This is a genomic window from Allobosea sp., assembly GCF_017308015.1.
GTDB lineage: Bacteria > Pseudomonadota > Alphaproteobacteria > Rhizobiales > Beijerinckiaceae > Allobosea.
This window is the reverse complement of sequence record NZ_JAFKFW010000017.1, coordinates 36,553-53,452: the sequence shown is the minus strand read 5'-3', so window position 1 is coordinate 53,452 and position 16,900 is coordinate 36,553. Positions and strand designations below refer to the sequence as shown.

The 16,900-nt window shown below is 62.6% G+C and carries 18 protein-coding genes; 3 read left to right on the top strand and 15 right to left on the bottom strand.

Going from position 1 to position 16,900, the window contains the following annotated elements; genetic code table 11:
* Positions 1-118: 118 nt before the first annotated feature.
* The 6 genes from J0I42_RS15155 to J0I42_RS15130 all read right to left on the bottom strand — a co-directional run bounded on the left by J0I42_RS15155 (position 119) and on the right by J0I42_RS15130 (position 5,454).
* Positions 119-334 carry a hypothetical protein gene (locus tag J0I42_RS15155; RefSeq protein ID WP_291655912.1) on the bottom strand — a complete coding sequence of 72 codons (216 nt, stop codon included), beginning with the start codon at positions 332-334 and terminating at the stop codon, positions 119-121.
* 358 nt (positions 335-692) lie between these two features.
* Positions 693-1,346, bottom strand: coding sequence for a PEPxxWA-CTERM sorting domain-containing protein (locus tag J0I42_RS15150; protein WP_291655911.1), 654 nt, complete (start codon positions 1,344-1,346; stop codon positions 693-695).
* A gap of 358 nt (positions 1,347-1,704) precedes the next feature.
* Positions 1,705-4,200, bottom strand: a complete 2,496-nt coding sequence (locus J0I42_RS15145; protein WP_291655910.1) for a hypothetical protein — start codon at positions 4,198-4,200, stop codon at positions 1,705-1,707.
* Positions 4,197-4,553, bottom strand: a complete 357-nt coding sequence (locus J0I42_RS15140) for a hypothetical protein (protein WP_291655909.1) — start codon at positions 4,551-4,553, stop codon at positions 4,197-4,199. The genes J0I42_RS15145 and J0I42_RS15140 overlap by 4 nt, the downstream gene beginning before the upstream one ends.
* Positions 4,554-4,555: 2 nt before the next feature.
* Positions 4,556-4,957: a phage tail fiber protein gene (locus tag J0I42_RS15135; protein ID WP_291655908.1), complete on the bottom strand. Its 402-nt coding sequence runs from the start codon at positions 4,955-4,957 to the stop codon at positions 4,556-4,558.
* Positions 4,958-4,998: 41 nt separating this feature from the next.
* Positions 4,999-5,454: a DUF4376 domain-containing protein gene (locus J0I42_RS15130; RefSeq protein WP_291655998.1), complete on the bottom strand. Its 456-nt coding sequence runs from the start codon at positions 5,452-5,454 to the stop codon at positions 4,999-5,001.
* A 166-nt stretch (positions 5,455-5,620) separates the two neighbouring features.
* Between J0I42_RS15130 and J0I42_RS15125 the strand changes: the two genes are divergently transcribed.
* A complete protein-coding gene (locus J0I42_RS15125) occupies positions 5,621-7,465 on the top strand; it encodes a hypothetical protein (RefSeq protein WP_291655907.1) in 1,845 nt (614 codons plus the stop codon).
* Positions 7,443-7,835 carry a DCC1-like thiol-disulfide oxidoreductase family protein gene (locus tag J0I42_RS15120; RefSeq protein WP_291655906.1) on the top strand — a complete coding sequence of 131 codons (393 nt, stop codon included), beginning with the start codon at positions 7,443-7,445 and terminating at the stop codon, positions 7,833-7,835. The genes J0I42_RS15125 and J0I42_RS15120 overlap by 23 nt, the downstream gene beginning before the upstream one ends.
* A gap of 6 nt (positions 7,836-7,841) precedes the next feature.
* Here J0I42_RS15120 and J0I42_RS15115 read toward each other — a convergent pair whose 3' ends face one another.
* The 9 genes from J0I42_RS15115 to J0I42_RS15075 are packed head-to-tail and all read right to left on the bottom strand — an operon-like array spanning position 7,842 to position 16,265.
* Complete coding sequence (locus J0I42_RS15115) at positions 7,842-8,783, bottom strand: hypothetical protein (RefSeq protein WP_291655905.1); 942 nt, start codon at positions 8,781-8,783, stop codon at positions 7,842-7,844.
* Positions 8,784-8,793: 10 nt separating this feature from the next.
* Positions 8,794-9,498: a putative phage tail protein gene (locus J0I42_RS15110; RefSeq protein ID WP_291655904.1), complete on the bottom strand. Its 705-nt coding sequence runs from the start codon at positions 9,496-9,498 to the stop codon at positions 8,794-8,796.
* 3 nt (positions 9,499-9,501) lie between these two features.
* Entirely contained in the window at positions 9,502-10,581 is a 1,080-nt protein-coding gene (locus J0I42_RS15105; protein WP_291655902.1) for a baseplate J/gp47 family protein, read from the bottom strand.
* The gene (locus tag J0I42_RS15100) at positions 10,581-11,090 is read right to left on the bottom strand and encodes a phage GP46 family protein (RefSeq protein WP_291655901.1); all 510 of its coding nucleotides are present in this window, start codon (positions 11,088-11,090) and stop codon (positions 10,581-10,583) included. Before J0I42_RS15100 ends, J0I42_RS15105 begins: the two co-directional genes overlap by 1 nt.
* A 1-nt stretch (position 11,091) precedes the next feature.
* The gene (locus J0I42_RS15095; RefSeq protein WP_291655900.1) at positions 11,092-11,586 is read right to left on the bottom strand and encodes a phage baseplate assembly protein; all 495 of its coding nucleotides are present in this window, start codon (positions 11,584-11,586) and stop codon (positions 11,092-11,094) included.
* Positions 11,586-12,695 carry a phage baseplate assembly protein gene (locus tag J0I42_RS15090; RefSeq protein WP_291655899.1) on the bottom strand — a complete coding sequence of 370 codons (1,110 nt, stop codon included), beginning with the start codon at positions 12,693-12,695 and terminating at the stop codon, positions 11,586-11,588. The genes J0I42_RS15095 and J0I42_RS15090 overlap by 1 nt, the downstream gene beginning before the upstream one ends.
* A 2-nt stretch (positions 12,696-12,697) precedes the next feature.
* Complete coding sequence (locus J0I42_RS15085) at positions 12,698-13,396, bottom strand: hypothetical protein (RefSeq protein ID WP_291655898.1); 699 nt, start codon at positions 13,394-13,396, stop codon at positions 12,698-12,700.
* Positions 13,393-13,857, bottom strand: coding sequence for a DNA circularization N-terminal domain-containing protein (locus J0I42_RS15080; RefSeq protein ID WP_291655897.1), 465 nt, complete (start codon positions 13,855-13,857; stop codon positions 13,393-13,395). Before J0I42_RS15080 ends, J0I42_RS15085 begins: the two co-directional genes overlap by 4 nt.
* Positions 13,857-16,265, bottom strand: a complete 2,409-nt coding sequence (locus J0I42_RS15075; RefSeq protein WP_291655895.1) for a phage tail tape measure protein — start codon at positions 16,263-16,265, stop codon at positions 13,857-13,859. Before J0I42_RS15075 ends, J0I42_RS15080 begins: the two co-directional genes overlap by 1 nt.
* 85 nt (positions 16,266-16,350) lie before the next feature.
* Between J0I42_RS15075 and J0I42_RS15070 the strand changes: the two genes are divergently transcribed.
* Positions 16,351-16,833 carry a hypothetical protein gene (locus J0I42_RS15070; RefSeq protein ID WP_291655894.1) on the top strand — a complete coding sequence of 161 codons (483 nt, stop codon included), beginning with the start codon at positions 16,351-16,353 and terminating at the stop codon, positions 16,831-16,833.
* The last annotated feature ends 67 nt before the right edge of the window (positions 16,834-16,900 follow it).

Below are 16,900 nucleotides of genomic sequence, written 5' to 3'. Positions count from 1 at the left end.
GCGGGTCAGTCGATGACGGGCGATCTGTCCGCGAGTTCGAGGAACACCGCCGCGCAGACCATCCAGACGATGGCGAGGCTCAGCATGGACTTAGCTGCCTTGTAGATGGGTGAGGGGTTCAGGCGACTTCGATGAAGCCCAGCACGCGCCGCTCGTGATCTGCCTGCGCAGCGGCCTTCGCCTCTGCCACGGTGTTGAAGTTGCCGACAACCTGAGTGCCGCGCGACAGGAAATAGTCGGTCGGTCCCTGTCCGAAATATTCCTTCACCGAGTAAATATCGGCACGGTTATGCTCGCTCCAGACAAGCTGCTTCACCTTGACGCTCACGCTCATCGCTATCTCCGATGCGTTGTAATGGGTGATGGATTCAGCGCATCGAATTAACGCCGTCGATCGTTTGAATGACGGAACGTCAATGTCATCTGATAGTTTAAGGGCGGGTACTGGCCATACCTTCACGACCGTCTTTGGCTGGCCCGGCCGGTGGCCGCACCGCCGGCCGGGTCGCTGCTCACAATCAAATAGTCGATGAAAAAGCTGATAGCTCCAATCTACCTTGCACTTGCAGCTCTCGTGATGACCCTTTGGCTAGGGTCGTTCGCGTGGGCCGCATGGCGCCTGTTCTTCGGCTGATGCTCATGAAAAAGCCCGCCATAAAGGCGGGCTCTGAATTCCAGATCTGTGCCTAAGTTCAGGCCGCGATCGGAGTAGCCTTGCGCTTCCGATAACCCGCGTAGCCCAGGCCAGCAAAACCAACCAGCATCATCGCCCAGGTGGAGGGTTCGGGGACGGCAGCAGCAAAATCTGTCACCGTCCCATAACGGTGCGAGGAGCCAACGGGAGTATGATTGTATTGAGTCGAGAAATCATTCGACCCACCAAATGTGGCCAAGCTGAATGTGGTTGGGAGAGATTGGCTTGAGAGGGCGACGCCTGTGTAATCTCGAAGCGCGACATAAGAGATAAAGGGATTTGCTCCATTGAAGCTCGGCCCGTTCGCAAACAGAACGAAAAATAGAGCATCAGCTCCACCGCCGGACGGGCTGTTATGGACGTCAATATAGCCACTTACTGCAGTATACACATCTGCCCCGTAGGTGAAGGCACCCGAAGTGATAGCATTGTATCGCGTGCCTTGCGAAGAATACGGCACGCCAAGCGTGGATGACTCGTAGGTGATTGATCCAGAGAAGGGCGTGGCATCTGCCACATAGCCGCCGCCAGATAAAAGAGCTGCCCAATTTTGCCCTGAGAACTGGACGGTAACCATTGCTGCCTGCGTAGGCAACGCTCCAGCGAATGCCATTGCGGCACTGGCCAGCAAAGCGCGAAAAATCATTGCCATGCCCACTAACACCTCCCCCGCTAGAATTTGCTAACCATTCCAATAACGCAGCGTAACGATCGAGTCCATGGATCTGCCCGCTAAACGAGCAGACTGCGTTAATCGCGCAAGTACGTGGACTAAAAAGACCCGACTGAAGCCGCACCTCAGCCGGGTCTAATTGACGGTCTTTTACGCAACGCGACCGTGAGCCTCCAGCTTCGACCGGAAATCAGGCGATCGAAAGCCGAGTTGCGTGAGTATGATGGCGCAACGTTAGCGTTCGCTTACCAATCAATGCAATCGATCGTTGGAGCCCTGTCCGCCATCTCAAGAAAGACGGCGAGGCAGGCGAGCCAGATGATGCCGAGCAAGAGGATCATGCCACCCTCTCGTATGCGCCAGCAGCCGACGCCGTAGCACTTCGAGCATTGCCAGCGAGGTCGAAGGCCAGAACAGGAGCCTTCACCCTGCCGATGCATGGAGACCCGGCTTGCAGCGTGTAATCTCCACCACCAGCCCCGGTCGATGGCCCCGAAGCGGTCGCGGCCGGGGCTGTGAACAACGGGTCGTTGCGGACGCTATTGCTTGTGCCGAGCGAGGCGTTGAGCCCGCCGAAGTCAGGCGCGAAGCCGGGCGCCCCGGCCGAGAAGAACTGCGAAAATTCACCAGCGCAGCCGACGCCGAAGGCATAGGGCCACGACTGGATGCGCGTGCCATCAGCCTTGAAGACATCGTGCTTGGTGTTGATCTGGACGTGGATGTTCCCGACGAAGGAGCAGAGTTTGTGCGTCCTGGCGCCGGTGCTCTCGTTGTAGAGGATATTGCCTCGCCCATAGTCGTTGAATCCGGCGAAGGTGTTTTGATGCACCACCAGATGCGTGACATTGCCGGTCTCGCCGTCCGCCGAGGGCCGGAAGAACGGGTTGCTCGTAACACTCGCCCACTCGCAGACGTTCTGGACAAAAGCAGCGCCAGACACATCCTGAGACGCGCCATAGGAGAGGATGGCGGCACTGCCTCCGCAGCCCAGAAACTTGGTGAATGCCGCAATGGCCCCGCTGTCGCTGCGAGCGCCGCGCGTCGTTGCGATGCCGCGGAAAAGGCAGCCCAACATCAGCCAGCGCTCAACCAAGGTCCCGACGCCACCATTCATCGTACCGAAATCGACACCGCGCAGCAGGCGGATTTCACTGGTGCCGGCCGTCAGCAGATTTGCGGCCGGATTAGTGATCGTGACGCCATGCAGATAGGCGACGAAATTCGAAGCCACGACCAGCGATGAGTTTTGCGACCCGGCATCAAGCGCGACATTTTCAAGAACGAGCTTGGAAGCGCCTGTCGTCTTGCCGGTGAGGCCGAACAGACCCGCCCGCGTCATCGAGACGCCTTTGAGACGTAGCCACTGAAGCTGTGTCGCGCGATTGGCGGTCGCACCGAACGAGATGTTCGCTGTCGCTTGCGAGACGCCCGGCGCCGGCTCGATGATGACTTCGTGGTTGTCTTGGTAGGTATTGAAGGTGACATCCGCGCTGATCGTCTGCGCATTCACGATCCTGATGCGCAGCCCATCGATGCGATTGCCCGGCATCTGGGCGCGAGCTCGGACGATGGCGCCGGGTACCGTCAAGGCAGGCGTCGCTGCGGCCGTCGCCGCATTCGTCGAGCACACACCGGTCGTGTCATTGCCCAGCGCATTATCGACATAGATGAAGTATGGCGCGGCAAAGAGCGTCGGGTTCTTCGTGAAGGTCTGCGGGCAGAACTCGCGGCTGTTAGCCGAACCAACCGAGCTATCGAGCACCGAGGAAGCATCCCCGATCCAAGGATAGACCTTGGCGTTCATGGTGATCTGGCCGCTCGTCAGCGACGAGATGTCGATGTCGGCTGCCGGGCGATAAACAATGACCGCGCTGAGATCGAGAGGATCGGCCGAAACCACCGAGACCCCGACCTTCGCCGTGACAGTGTTGGTACCATCGGTCCACGTCCAGACGACGCAGGCGACTTGCTCGCCATTTCGGGCATTGCGATGAAACGCCGGAACTTCGGCCCATTCTTTCGGGAAACTGTTGCCCACCAGACGGCGATCGACGCGAGCCCAGTTCGCGATCGGCTTCGGGCTGGCCTCCGTGCTCGCCCCTGTGACCGAACCGACGACCGTATCGGTCGAATAGAGATAGTCGGAGAGCACGACCTGATCGGAGGTCAAGCTTGCCTGATTTGGATATGGCTGGCGCAGGCGCTGCGTCAGAACGATAGGCTCAACATAGGTCTTCGCCGCGCCGGTCTGGTCGAAGCCCTGCCGGCTCGCGTAGAGGAACTTTGGCGCCACGTCGGGCTGCATCGTCGGCGGGCTGCTCGTCGTCGTAACGCTCCAGCCGTTGGCGTTGATGCTCTGGATGATGGGATCGGAGACGGAGCCGGACCCACCACCCGTGCCAAAGGTGGTGAGGGTGGCCACGCCAGTGGCGAAGCGCTGCGCACGGGCTGCCCCGGCAGCTGCGGAGAGCAGTGAAGCCGCCCCTGAAGCCTGGCGACGCGCCGCGGCGATGCCGCCTGCCGCGGTCAGCAGAGCTGCCGAACCGATAGCGCCACGGCGGGCAAAGGCCCCGCCGCCGGCGAGGGTCGAAAGTACTGCAGCACCAGCTCCGGATTTCGTCGGTGAGCCTGCGCCACCAGACGCAGCGAAGGCCAGCGCAGCGCCGCCGGAAGCGGTCAGCCTCCGGCGAGCCTCGCCGAGTGCCGCGCAGGTCAGATTGGCCTCGCCGCCGCCCTGATGGCGGACACGCTGGAAATTGCCGGAAATTCCGACGAGCACTGCCTTCAGCAGTTTGCGGCGCCCGGTTATGATGCGCGGTCCCGACAGGCTCATACCGTCCTCTTCATCAACCAGCTGAGAGCCGGCATCGTCACGCCGGCCTGGACGTAGACCACGCGCAGCAGCGCGCCATCGGGGATCAGGGCGGTCTGCTCCTCGGTGATCCTGACGACGCCATGCGGCTGCTGATCGAGTTCCGGCGCGGGGGCTGCATCCTCGATTTCGACTGCGGGGCTGAAGGCGACGGCGCCGAACACCAGCACCTCGGCCGTCACCGTGCCGCCGGCGATGTTGACGATGGTCGCCTCCGCCACGATCAGGAACGGCTGGATGATCTCCGACCCCGGCACGAACGGGATCGTGCCGCTAATGGTCTGACCGGCACCGCAGCCGCCATAGCGCGACATGATCAGTCGGCCGCGATGGCGAGCGCGTCGATGGCGAAGGTCAACTGGTCCCCGTCGCCGATCGTGCGAGGTGCGGTGAGGTCCGCATGCCAGAGCATATTGCCTGCGCTCAGCGCATCGAACAGCGCCCAATGCGTGATCGTGCCCCAGGAGCCGCCCGCAGCCGTGAAGGTCTTCGCCGCGGAGTTCTTCGCGGTCATAACGCCGCCGACCGCTGCAGCCGCGGCGAAGGCGGTCGACTGGCGAGCATAGCCATTGCCGGCGACCTCGGTGCCGGGCCCGGCCTCGCCGGGATCGGCCGTGAACAGGGCGAGAAACACGTTCGCCGGCATCGTGTAGGCGGCAACGCCAAGCGAATGGTCGAGGAGTTTCTTTTCGAGATAGTCGGAGGCGGAGCCGGCCATGGAAGGGTCCTTTCAGACGTCTGGTGGAGGCGGGGGAGCGATCAGGCGGCGAATGCGGCGTCGATCTCGGCCGGGGTGATGATCTCGCCGGATGTAATGTCCGCCGCGACATCGGCCTCGAGCGCGAAACAGGCCTGGACGTGCTGGGCGACCGCGATGGCGATGGCCGACATCTGGGCGGCATCGAGCGTGACGAACCCGCCCGGCGTCTTGAAGCGGATCACCGTCTGCGGCTGCTGCTGGACCAGAGCGAAGGCGCCGGAGATGAGCGCCTGGCTCTCCCGATCGGTCGCGATCGGCTGACCGGCCACGCTGATGCCGCCGGTCTCCTTGCGGTAGCGAGCCGCCGCCGCGTAGCCAAGCAATTGGGCCCGCTGCACCTCCTCCGCCACCACGTCGTACGCGCTCTGTGTTAGCGGCGGATCGATGTCGTAGCCGAGGAGCTCGCCAGCCTCGTCGCGTGCTTCAGCGACGTAGCTGACGCCTGCCGACTGCATGATCGCCACGGACCAGTTGGCAGAAACGCGCTTGGTCGTGCGCTGGTCGACAGCTGCACTAGCATCAGCGGTGTCGGGCATAAGTGGTCCTTTCGGAACAGGTTTGATCTTGCGAACGACCGTCAGCGGGCGCTAATGGCGCCGCGGGCCTGAGGAAGCGGTTGGAATGAACACTGGCGTACTACGATCAGCGAAGATCAGAGATGCTGCGAGCTGGCCGAAGCGCCTTCTCGTTCACGTCATGCAGCTCGACTCATCGCAGCCGATGGCGGCGACGCTTTCCATAGGCATCGCGCGCATTGCCATCTTTTCTTCGACGCTCTGGGTCTACTTCATCGTCAGAGAGGCGATGGCGGGCGGCGATGTTGTCGCTTACGCAAAAAGCCTCGGCGACATTCCGTTCTATCGGTTTGGTCTGCTGCGGCTTTGGATGCCGGGACCAGACGCTTGGGGCGTGATCGATCGCCTAGCACTCTTTTCGACGTTGCTAGCGATCATCGGGTTGCTCACGCGCCCAGCGATGATCGTCTCGGTTCTCACCACGACTATGCTCGCCAGTTTGGATGCTGGTCGTGGAGCCTTCTGGAGCGCTCCGTACAACGTCATCTTCCTCGCAGGCTTGGCGATCATGTTTGGCCGCGCCGACGCGTCCATATCGCTCGACCGCCTCGTGCGGCGTGTTCTGCCTCGCTACCCGCTCGGCCGCATCGAGCCGCACCAGACTTATCTGCTCGCCTGGCCCGTTCTGCTTGCGCAGGCAGCGGTCGCTCTCTTCTATTTCGGCGCTTTCTTCACGAAGGCCGTTCAGGGCGGCTTCTGGTACATTTTCTCGGACAACCTTCGGAACGCGCTCGCCATCACCTGGACGGCGCCGAAAGAGTTCGTCATTCCGTGGTTTGTCGAGTTGATCTGGAGCCACCCGGTTCTATGGATTGGCGCCCTGCTCGGCCACATGGTCATGCAGCTCTTGCCGGCTACTGCGATCCTATTCCCGCGGCGCCCATTGCTGCGGGCTTTCGAAGCGCTGGTCTTCGCTGGCGGCGTCATCGCTCTGCGGGAGATCATGACTGTCTGGAACCCGTGGTGGATACCGCTTGCGGTACTTTTCATCGATTGGGACTGGTTGTTCCGCCGATCGCCACCGGTATCCGTCCGATCAGGATCGCTTCCAACGTTCCCGCTCGTCTTGGGGGCGATCTTCCTCGGGTACTACTGCCTACAGATCGTCGGCCAGCGTGGACGCACGGACTTGGCCTACCCGTTCGACAATTTCGATATGTATGCGGGCACTTACGCCACGCGGCCCTACACACAGCATCTGCCCTATGCCTACCCTTATGGCGACGTCTCTATACGCACTCCGACATGCGACATATCCGGTGGGCGCTGGGTAAATGTAACAGGGAAATCGCGAGACGAACTCAAAGCGATCTACAGCCCCATCAGCCGCAAAGCGACGACAAGCGACCCGCTATTTTATCGTTGCGAGAACGGCGAAAGCCGCATCACGCAGCTCCCGGATAACCTAATTTATTACGGCGCGGACAACGCCCCCGCTGCTGAATATCGCCAGCGACTTGAGGCGACGCGAGTTTTCATCGAGCAGATGCCGGCGAATTCGGAACTGCGCCTGTGGGGCCGGTTCATGATCTACCCCGCCTATCCGGCGAGTCCGATGCCCTTCGACGCACACAGAGCGCTGCGCGCTATCCTCAAATCCGATGGGACCTATCTGGCGGCACGGCCGATCCTCAAGCTGGAGACGCCCAAGCAGCCGTACCTGACGATTGATCAAGTCGGTCTGGACGGCGCGACTTGGAAATTCCGCTACCGCTCCTCACATTGGAAGGGCCAGTCGGGCCCACTCATGGACCTGCCAGGGAAATGGGTTGGAGATCGATATTACTACGAGGTCGAAGCGGGCCCGAAACCATATTCGATCGTGCTTGTTACGACCGACCCGAAGACCGGCGAGGAACTAGAGTTCTATGGCCCCCACATCTACACCTGAGGGCATCCGCATTCTCTATGACGGGGAATGCCCCGCATGCTCCGCCTATGTGCGGCTGGTTCGCTTGCGCGAGGCAGCCGGCAAGGTGGAACTGGTCGACTTGCGCACAGCCCCTGACGAGGTGGCCAAGCTCAAGGCGAAAGGTCTCGACGTGAACGAGGGCTTCGTCGTCGAGGTTGGCGAGAAGCAGTTCCACGGCGCCGATGCCGTTCACGCCATGACGATGCTTTCCAGCCCGTCAGGCCTGATCAATCGGATTAACTTCGCGATATTCCGCAGCCCGACCGCAGCGCGGCTCCTCTACCCGGCCCTAAAAGCCGGGCGGAATGCTCTGCTCGCAGTGCTGGGTCGGTCGAAGATCGCTGTATAGCGCCCATCAGGGCTCGATTTCTTGGATCACAAGCGACGTCGCGGTCGACACCGGCATGTTGCCGCCATCGCCAGCCGTAGTCGGGTTCACGATGCTTGACCAAGCGTTCGCATCGTTCCGGCCGAACGAAATCGCCCACGCCACAGAGCCGGCCGCGACGCCGCTGATCTTCCGCTCTGTCGTCGGGCTGGGCAGGTTGCTCGTCGTGTTCGAATTGCCCGCGACGGCTTCCAGGGTCGTCGCACCGAAGACAAGGCGCATGATCGCGGCAGCATAGGTTGCGGTCGAGAATAGGTTGGTGCTGGCTCGGACGACAAGATCGCTGGTGGCGCTCTTCTTCGTATACGAGCCGCTCTGGAAGCTGACGAAACCCGTACCGCTGAGCGCTGTGCGTGTCGTGAAGCTGAGCTGCGCGACGTTGAAGGGGCTCTTGTTGACACCGACCAGGGCCGCGATGTCGCTCGGGAGCGGCGTCAGAATGCGGATGTTCGTGCCATCGTAGATCGTCGGATAGGCTGAGCCTCCGACGATATCGCCAACCGCGGGATCGGTGCCGTCACGCTTCTTGACCGGCTTAACGCCGAGGCTGTTGATGTTCGCTGTGACCGACGTGCTGGTGTTGGTGCCGGGAACGACGACATTGACCTCCAGCCCAGCGGCGTAGGCCAGCGGGGCGAGCGATAGTGTGATCGCCCAAGCATTCGCTCCTCCGGTAGCCGCGGCATAGTTCATGCCCTTCTGAATGGCGTAGGCGAGCTGCTTCAGGTTCGCGCCAGCGGGTGTTTGCCCGGAGCCTGCGATAGCGTTCAGGATCTCGATCTGAACGTGCTCAGGCACATCAGCCGCCAAGAATGAACCGGCGATGCCAAGACCTGCGTTCTTGTCAACATAATCCCGGCCGAAGTCGTTCGCCGGCCCCTGCGCACCGACGGGCTCGATATACTGCATGATCGATCTCTCAGGCTGAAGCGAAGACGAGCTGCGTGTGGACCGGCGCGATTCCGCGCAGGAGGCATTCCAAGCCGGCGATATCGGTGTAGCTCACGAGGCGAGTCCCGCCGGGGCCAAGCTCTCCGCCGCCAGGGCCGAGCTCGAACTCGAACATGCGGTAGCCTTCAGGGCGGACAATCCAGACGGTCTCAGGATTCGTGGCGGTCAACTCGTCGCTATCGTCGCCAAGCTCCGAGCCGCCCATGCCAAGCTCGAAGCCGGTCGGCTCATCGATCGTGATGTCGTAGCCAGCCGCTCGCGCGACGCAGATGAAGTAGCCGGGCGACGATCCACCTTGCGCAGCCAGCTTCGCGCGGACGGCCGCCTTCCTTGCCTCGAACCCAAGAGCGTCGGAGCCGCAAGGGTCTGGCAGCCCCAACTCATACTCCCAATCCGCCAGGCTGAACGTGATTGCCGTTGGGAAGGCCTGAGTCGTCACCTCGAACGACCACCGGAACATCTCGGCCAAGCAGGCCGAAATGCCACGCCAGAATTTCAGCTGGACCGGAGAGGCTCCATTGCCGTCGCCGGCTTCATCGGTGCCCCACGCCTCCCCTCGCGGCGCACTCGCCAACACCTGAGGCAGCAGGCTGTCGCCGGTAGGGTTCGACAGGACGTCATTGATCGATGGCGCTTCTGTTGGGAGCGCATCGCAAGGCCATGTGGTCGGCATCGGTCAGGTCAGCGTCACATTGCCGAGGACAGGAAGCTCCCCGGGCGTGGTGAAAGTCAGGTCGGTTGCCGGTGCCGTGAGCGTGTGACGATCCTCGCCGATCGCACGGGAAATCGCTTCGCTGAGCCAAGCGCGGGGCAGGACGAAAGGATGGTTCGGACGAGCCACCAACATGCGTTCCGCGAACACAGCCGCGAGCTCAGCCTTAATCGCCGCCTCAACTTGCGTGGTCAGTGGCTCGACCCCAGTTGCCGCGATGTTCACAGGGACTGCCGTCGGAGGGACTACCGTGACGCGCGCGGTGACTGGGCGAAGGTTCGGATCCTCGAGGTGAGCCTGAACCGCGGCGACGTCGCCGGAGTTCGGAATGCCATTCACGCGGTCCTCAAAGGTGACTGCGATCCAGACCCTGCGGTCGGTGTTCGAGAAGCTGTCCACGAAAACCCGATCGACGCCTGGCACTTCCCGAGCCCACCGCTCCCAATCGCTTGCCGAACCACCCTGAGGCGGGTTCCGCTTCCGCTGGAGCACGCGCTGGCGGAGGTCTTCAACATCCTCAGTCGCGGTCCCGCCGCCGAGGCCACCTGAAACTGCTCCAATGCCACCGCTGAGCGCGACCGGCGATGTCGAGATCAGGGTCAGGGTCGCCCCGTCCGGGGTGTTGCCGGCCAGCCCGGCGACATCGGCTTGCACCGACAGCGTCACTGGCCCCGCCGTGGCGATTGCCGAAGCGTTCGTCAGGAAGAGAGCGCCGTCATCCCGCTGGAATGCGATGCCCTCCGGAATCGTCCCCGCGCCGAGGGCGGTCACGACGAGGTCACCACTCGCACGACCAGCCGCGCGACTGGCGATTCCGTACTCGAAAGCGTGGCGGCGCACATAGTCGCCATCCGATGTCGAGACCAGCACCTGCCGATAGAGCACCGCCAAGCGAAGATCGACCTCGCGCGCTAGGAGGGCGAGCACCTTCGCCGTGACGGCCCAGGTATTCGGCCAAATGTCGACGACGGCGCCAACAATGCCGCGATAGAATGCCTTGAACTTCGTATGCCAGGCATCAACGGTGCTGGTGGGTAGAGCCATCAGGCCACCGCCTTCCAGAGGATATCAAAGCGATCAGAGAACACCGGCCGGCCGTCCTTGGCCGTCAGGTCAATTGCCAGTTCCAGGCGATCATTGGCGCCAGCAATCGCCCCGGATGCTTTCACGGAAGTCGCGATTTTCTGGCGGACAAGCGGTTGAAGTGCCCTCACCGCCTCGACCTCGGCCTTGCGCGCGATCACAGGGTTCAGCTTCTGCCGGCGAAGCAGCCAGAGCGTTGAACCCAAGGGTTGCTCGCCACGACGCGGGTCGATACCGAAGCCGTCCCCGGCCCAGCCTCGCCGATCACCGCCGTGCTCGAAGCGAAGCTCCGAGGGATCACAGGCGACGTTCGTGTACAGCAACATCAGAATTGCCGTGCGTATCGGATTCCCAGTGACCAGGCCAAAAACCGGGTCCTCTATGAAATCGCCGACCGTGCCGGACCAACCGATGTCAGGCGGGGCCAGCCCGGCGGGGGAGACCCGCTCGGCATAGGAGATTGTCAGCATCTCAGAGAACCGCGTAAACGGTGCTGGAAGGGCCGCCCTCGGTGAGCACCCGGTTCGGCGCGGTCATCGCGCCCAGATCGATGCGACCATCCCGGAGGCGGATGACGGTATCGCCAACCTTGAGGACGATCTCGGTCGCCTCGATTGTGAACTGGCCGGACTTCATGGCGAAGGGCTGTGCCCCTGTGTCGAGGTTCCCGCCGGCGGATGAAAGCTCGAGCTTGTTGCCGCTGGCGTCGTAAAGCGTGGTCCCACCGTCCGGCAGGTTCTTCGGCCTCGATCCCGGCTGCTCGAGCCCGAGAACGACCACCTCGTCGCGGCGGCCATTCACGGCGATGCCGATGCCATGCGAGCCCTTCGGCGGCCGGCTGGCCAAGCCATGCGGCATGATGCGCGGCGCCTTGGCGAACTCCTCACCCGGCAGGCCGAACCCACGCAGGAGCTGCTGATCGCCGCTGTCGTCGATCTCGCCGAGTTCGAACCGGAAGATATCCATCACTGATCCGTCGGGCTAACGCTTTCCACGAAGGAAGGAGCCTTCACCTCGTATCGGCTATCGCTTTTGTTCCGGTTCGTGCCGGCTTTGCCACTCTTGCTCTGCGAGCCAGTCGTGTTGGGATCGACGAGCGTCAGTTCGGCCGTGGTGCCGTCGCGAAGGCTTTGCGTGAGCGTGAGGCTCTCGATCCGCATGTCCTGCTCGACGCGCTCCGACGGGATGCGCAGGAAGATCAGGCGGCCCGGCTCCCAAATGGTGCCGTCTGGATCGCGCCAGCCTGATACACTGATCGTGGCCGAAAGTCCGCCGTTCGCGTTCTGGCGCAGGCGCTGCCACTCGCCGGCATTCTTGGCCTGGCGCTGGTCCATGTCAGTCTCGCCGAGGATGATTGCCGGTCGAAACGTGCCGACACTCGGATCGAAAACCTGTTCTTCGGATCGCAACTGCTTCGGTGTGACGCCCATCCGCCTCTGATTGCGGACGACGGATGGCGAGGCCTTCTTCGATTGGCTGACCTTGATCTTGTATTTGGTCATCGGCCGAACGCCTTCAGCGAGTTCGCCTCCGTGGCGCTTGTCGCTCCCGCGAGTTAGAAGAATCGAGCCGTCGGGCTGCCCCGTCAGCATGACACCTTGAGCTCGTGCATAGCGTTCCACGGTGTCGAAGACGGTATCCAGCGGATTGCGCTGGACCATCGCGATCGGTGTCAACTTCGTATCTGACTTCCATTCGACGCCGGTCTCAGTGAACTCCTTGGCGACCATCAGCAGGTCTTTGTTCTCGATGCGACCCGTCTTGTGCTTCACGGGAGGGTGCCGAACAGCGAGCACGCCTTTCGACTTGCCGGATATCCGGACCTCGCGCTTGTCCTCCTCGCATTCGCTTTCGAAGTCATCCACCGTGCCGCGGCAAAGCGTCTCGCCTGCCGCCTTGAGGACCACTTCCTTGGCGAACCGGATGGCAAACGCGTCGGCGCTCCAGGCCGGGTTCGTCACCCGCAAGCCGAAGGAGATCGTAGCGTCGTTGAGCGATCGGCTGATATTGACTTCTTGGAAGCCCCGGAGCCGGAGCCCATCCACTTCCAACGTGACGTCTTCGCTCAGATCCATGGTCAGATCGCGGTCGGTGCCGGCAGTGTCATTTCGAGGGGCAGGAAGAGCGGCGTGAGCGAGCCCGACAGCGCGACGATTTCCCCGGCGCGATCGGGATTGCCGTAGAGCTGCCAAGCCAGCACGGTCGACGGTAGATTGCGAATGGCTCGGATGAGGGCCATCGGAGCGATGTTGAGCACGATCTCATCAAGGCCAGCTATGGCCATGTCGATCGTCTCCCGGACTGCGGTATGCATGCTACCATCGCCGATGGTCGCAAGACCGTCGAGAATTGGCTCCACGCCAGTTGCGAGCCGCGCCCTTGCGGTCTCGACGTCTTCGCGACCTGTTGGCAGCGTCACCAGCAGACTGACTGCGGCCTCTTGCCAGCAAGCGGCGGCAACCACCTGGGATGCAGCCCTGGCTAAATCCTGAGCGACAGTCAGTGCCGGAGATCGCGTCGGCGCTGGTATAAGCGCCACCGACCCGGCTGCAGCGATCCAGTCGCCGAACGAGCCCGCGCCAACCGCTCCAAGATCGCGGATACCGTTCACCAACACGGCCACGCGATCGATCTCGTCAGGCGTCGCCGCTATAGCAGCCTCGGTGGTGGCCATGAGGTCGGAGGCCTGTTCGGCAGCCAACGCAACCGGCCGAAGAGCCTCGACAAAGCCCAACACGGCTTCGGCGAGGGCCGCTGTCTGATATCGGTCGGTCATCGCCGGATGGCCTGTAAAGCCGGTCGCACGAGGCTGGCCAGAGCCCCCGCCGCCGACGCGGTTGCGAGATCAAATAGCGTCGAGACGAAGTTGCCTTGGCCGCCGGCAGCCACGAACTCGAGGTCAAAGGCAATGAGACCCATTCGGTCTTTATCGCCGGAACGCTTCACCTTGGTGCAACGGGCAAGAGTTGGAGCAATGCCATCGACCACTAGCAGGCCGGCACCCGGCCCCGAGCAAACGGCGAAGAGCGCTGTGGCTTCAGCGTCGACGTCGTCTGAGGCTAGGTAGGCTGTTACCGAGAATGTGGGAGCCTTCTGCCCTGTGTCCTCGGTGTCGAAATCCTCGGATCGGACATACTCATGAACTGGGACGCAGCGCCCGCCCTCGGCTGTTTCCTTGTCGACCTGAAACGGGAAGCCCTTGAAGCTACCTGGAAGCAGGGGCCGGAAGTCGCGCATCAGTTTCTCCCGAACCGCCCAACCAGGGCAGTGCCCTCGGCTTTGACGTGCCCGCTCGACGAAGTGGACATACCAACCACTTGCGAGCCCTCCTGAGCCTTCACCGTGATCGAGACGGTCGCCTGGCCCTTGATTTCGACCGGCGGGACTTCGGCCTTGATCTTCGAGAGGTCGCCAAATGCTCGGCCTCTGGCCGCTTCAGGGTCGCGCATGCGCTCGCGCTGAGCCCGCATGCTCTTCTCGTAAGTCCCGAGGTCGATCACCTGGTCATTGCGATAGCGCCAGCCCTGCGGGGATGTGACATTCTGCTGCGCATATTCGAGGCCCTGATAGGCTCCGTATGCGAGTCCGCCCCAACCGAGAAACCGAGAACCCAGCGCAGCGGCGGCACCGCCCCAGCGTCCTGCGGTAGCCAGAGCCGCGACGCCCGCGCCACCTACGCCGAGCGCGGAGGCGCCTGCTGCCGCCCCGCTTGCGATGAGCGACGCTGACCGAAGCGCGATCAGCGCGGCAGCCGCGAGCCCCAGCTGCGTAGTGAACTCGATCACCTTCGGAGGAGCCGAAGCGAGCTTTTCAATCGTGTTTCCGATCGCGTCGATCGTCGGGGTCAGCCACGACTCGTTCGCGCGGCCGATGCGGTTCGCGGCCGTGTCGACGGCGCCGGACAGGCGCTCCAACGCGCCGCCCAGGCCTCCGGTGATCGTGCTCGATATCTTATCGCCGAAGTCGCCCGGAGTGTTCTTCAGGAGATCCCGGTCGCGCTGGAATTGCTCGAAGGACTTTGCGAGCAGGCCAATCTTGTTGCCGTGCTTGTCGGTCGCGAAGGCGTTCAGAACAGCTAGGCTCGGGTCCTTCTGCAGGATCGCGTTAAGCAAGCCTTCGGCGTCGACGTTCTCGACGCTGAACTTGTGGAACTCCCCGACCTTCTTTGCGAGCGCCTGGCGGTCCGACGCTCGCAACTTCCCGTCCCTCTTGGGCGTGAAGAGCGATGACACGGCGTCGGTCACGGCCTCAGTGAACCGACCGCGATCGCCAATGATGTCTTCGTCTGAAAGAGCGCTTGTCAGGCTCTCTCGAATGGCGGGCGTGAAGCTCTTGCCGAAATCCTGCTTGAACTTGCTCTCCAGACTTTCGACCGACAGACCGCCCGGCATCTTGGTGAACTGGTTGTAGTCGATGCCTGCGGTAGCGAGGGCCGCGAGCCCCTTGTTCGTCGGCGCCACCAGCTTCGCGCTGAGAGTGCGTAGCGCCGTGCCCGCCTGATCGCCACTGATGTTCGATCGCTTCAGGCCGACGGCGAGCGCCGCCATGGTCTCATCAGAGAGGCCGGCGATCCGCCCAGCCGAGACGCCGCGCTGGACGAACGGCATGATGTCGTCATGCGACATCGCGCCCAGCTTCGACATGCGGATCAGAAGGTTCGAAGCCCGACGGGATTCCGCGTCGGCCTTGTCCGCGGTCGAGATATCCTTGCCCGTCGACAGAAGGAAGCCGCTCACCGCCTGTGCGGCGTCGTCCATCGTCGTGCCCTTCATTGCGAGGGCATAGTTCTTCATCTGCGCGACGAGTGGAGCGATCGTCGTCGCGTTCTTGAGGTGAGCAGGCAGACGGTTCGCGACCGTGGTTTGTGCCTCGACAACGTCCGCGTTGGTAAACTTGGTGTCGGCGCCGATCCGCTCCGCCTGAGGGATCAGGATCGCTTCCTGTTCCGCCTTGCTGAGATCGGCGTAAGCCTGCTGACGACGGGTCGCGTAGTCAAACTCGCCGGACTTGCTCAGCACCGCTTTGCCCGCCTGCGCCCCCTTGTGCGCGAGGTAGCCGCCGCCGATCGCATGGGCGGCGCCGTGAGCGGCGATGGCGGCGCTCTGGCGGGCCGACGAACGAGGCTGAGCAAGCGCGACCTGCTGCTGGCGCTGCATGGCGGCAGTAGCGCCGCGGACACGCATCTCGAGCTCGCGCTGGCGCTGCGCCAACCTATTCACAGGAACGCCAGCAGCCTCGAGGTCAGAACGCGCCTGTCGGACGGCCTGCCCCTGTCGCATGAAAGCCGTGCGAGCCATGTCGGCGGCTCTAGCTGCGCGCTCGTAGTCTCGCGCTAGCTTGCCGCCCGAACCACCGGCCGCATCAAGCGCGGACTTCAGCCGGTTGGCCTCCTGCTGAGCCCGCTTGTACGCGATGGACGCCCCGTCGAGATCCTTCGAAATCTTCTTGAAGCCTTGGATCTGCGTCAGCTTGGCATTGAGCGCATCGACCCGCTTCGTCATCGCGAGCATCTGTTCACTGCCAGAGCGGGCGAACTGCTGGTTCGCCTTCGAGACCTGCTCGACACGCTTCGCCATCGCGACGATCTTGGCCGAGGCCTGATCGTCCGCGGTTAGAAGCGCACGGGCTTCGATAATCTTGGCCATTCAGTTATCTCGGTTGGATGCAGGCGCTACAGAACGGATCGCTTCTCTTTCGCGACTATCGGAAACTTGCTGCTAGGAGAGAGACATGAAGACCACTCACGCAATCTTCGGCAGCCTGTTCTCGTTTTTTGCGATCTCCGGTCATGCTGCGGAAGCTGGAGAGACGGACCGATCGTTTTTTGCCGCTGCGCTCAGCCGACATCTCAAGGAGGCTGGTATCCACTTGCCGGCCGCCACCGACTGCGCAAATGCGAGCTCCAGTTTCAACTGCCGGGTCATTGGAACGGCAACCGGACTGGAGGTCTGGCTAGAGCCCACACAGAGCGGAGAACTATCCCGCGTCAGAGTGACGTTCGAAGGCGCGCAGGCCGCACAGATGGCCATGGAGGTGTGCTCTGCGGCGGCGGTCGTGTGGCCGACGGGGAAGAGCGCTCCCAAGCGAGCGTTCCGGCGTCCTTTCGATCAAGCCGCTAGGGTCGGGAACTGGACAGGCACGATCGCCGGCCGGCAGGCTTTCGTCTACTTCGATCAAAGGATCGAGGCGGGACGCTGCATCTATGGCGGCTAGGTTCGGAGCAACTTCCGCTCGTACGCGCGCTCGATCCAGTACTCGATCTCCGAGAACGACAGATCGC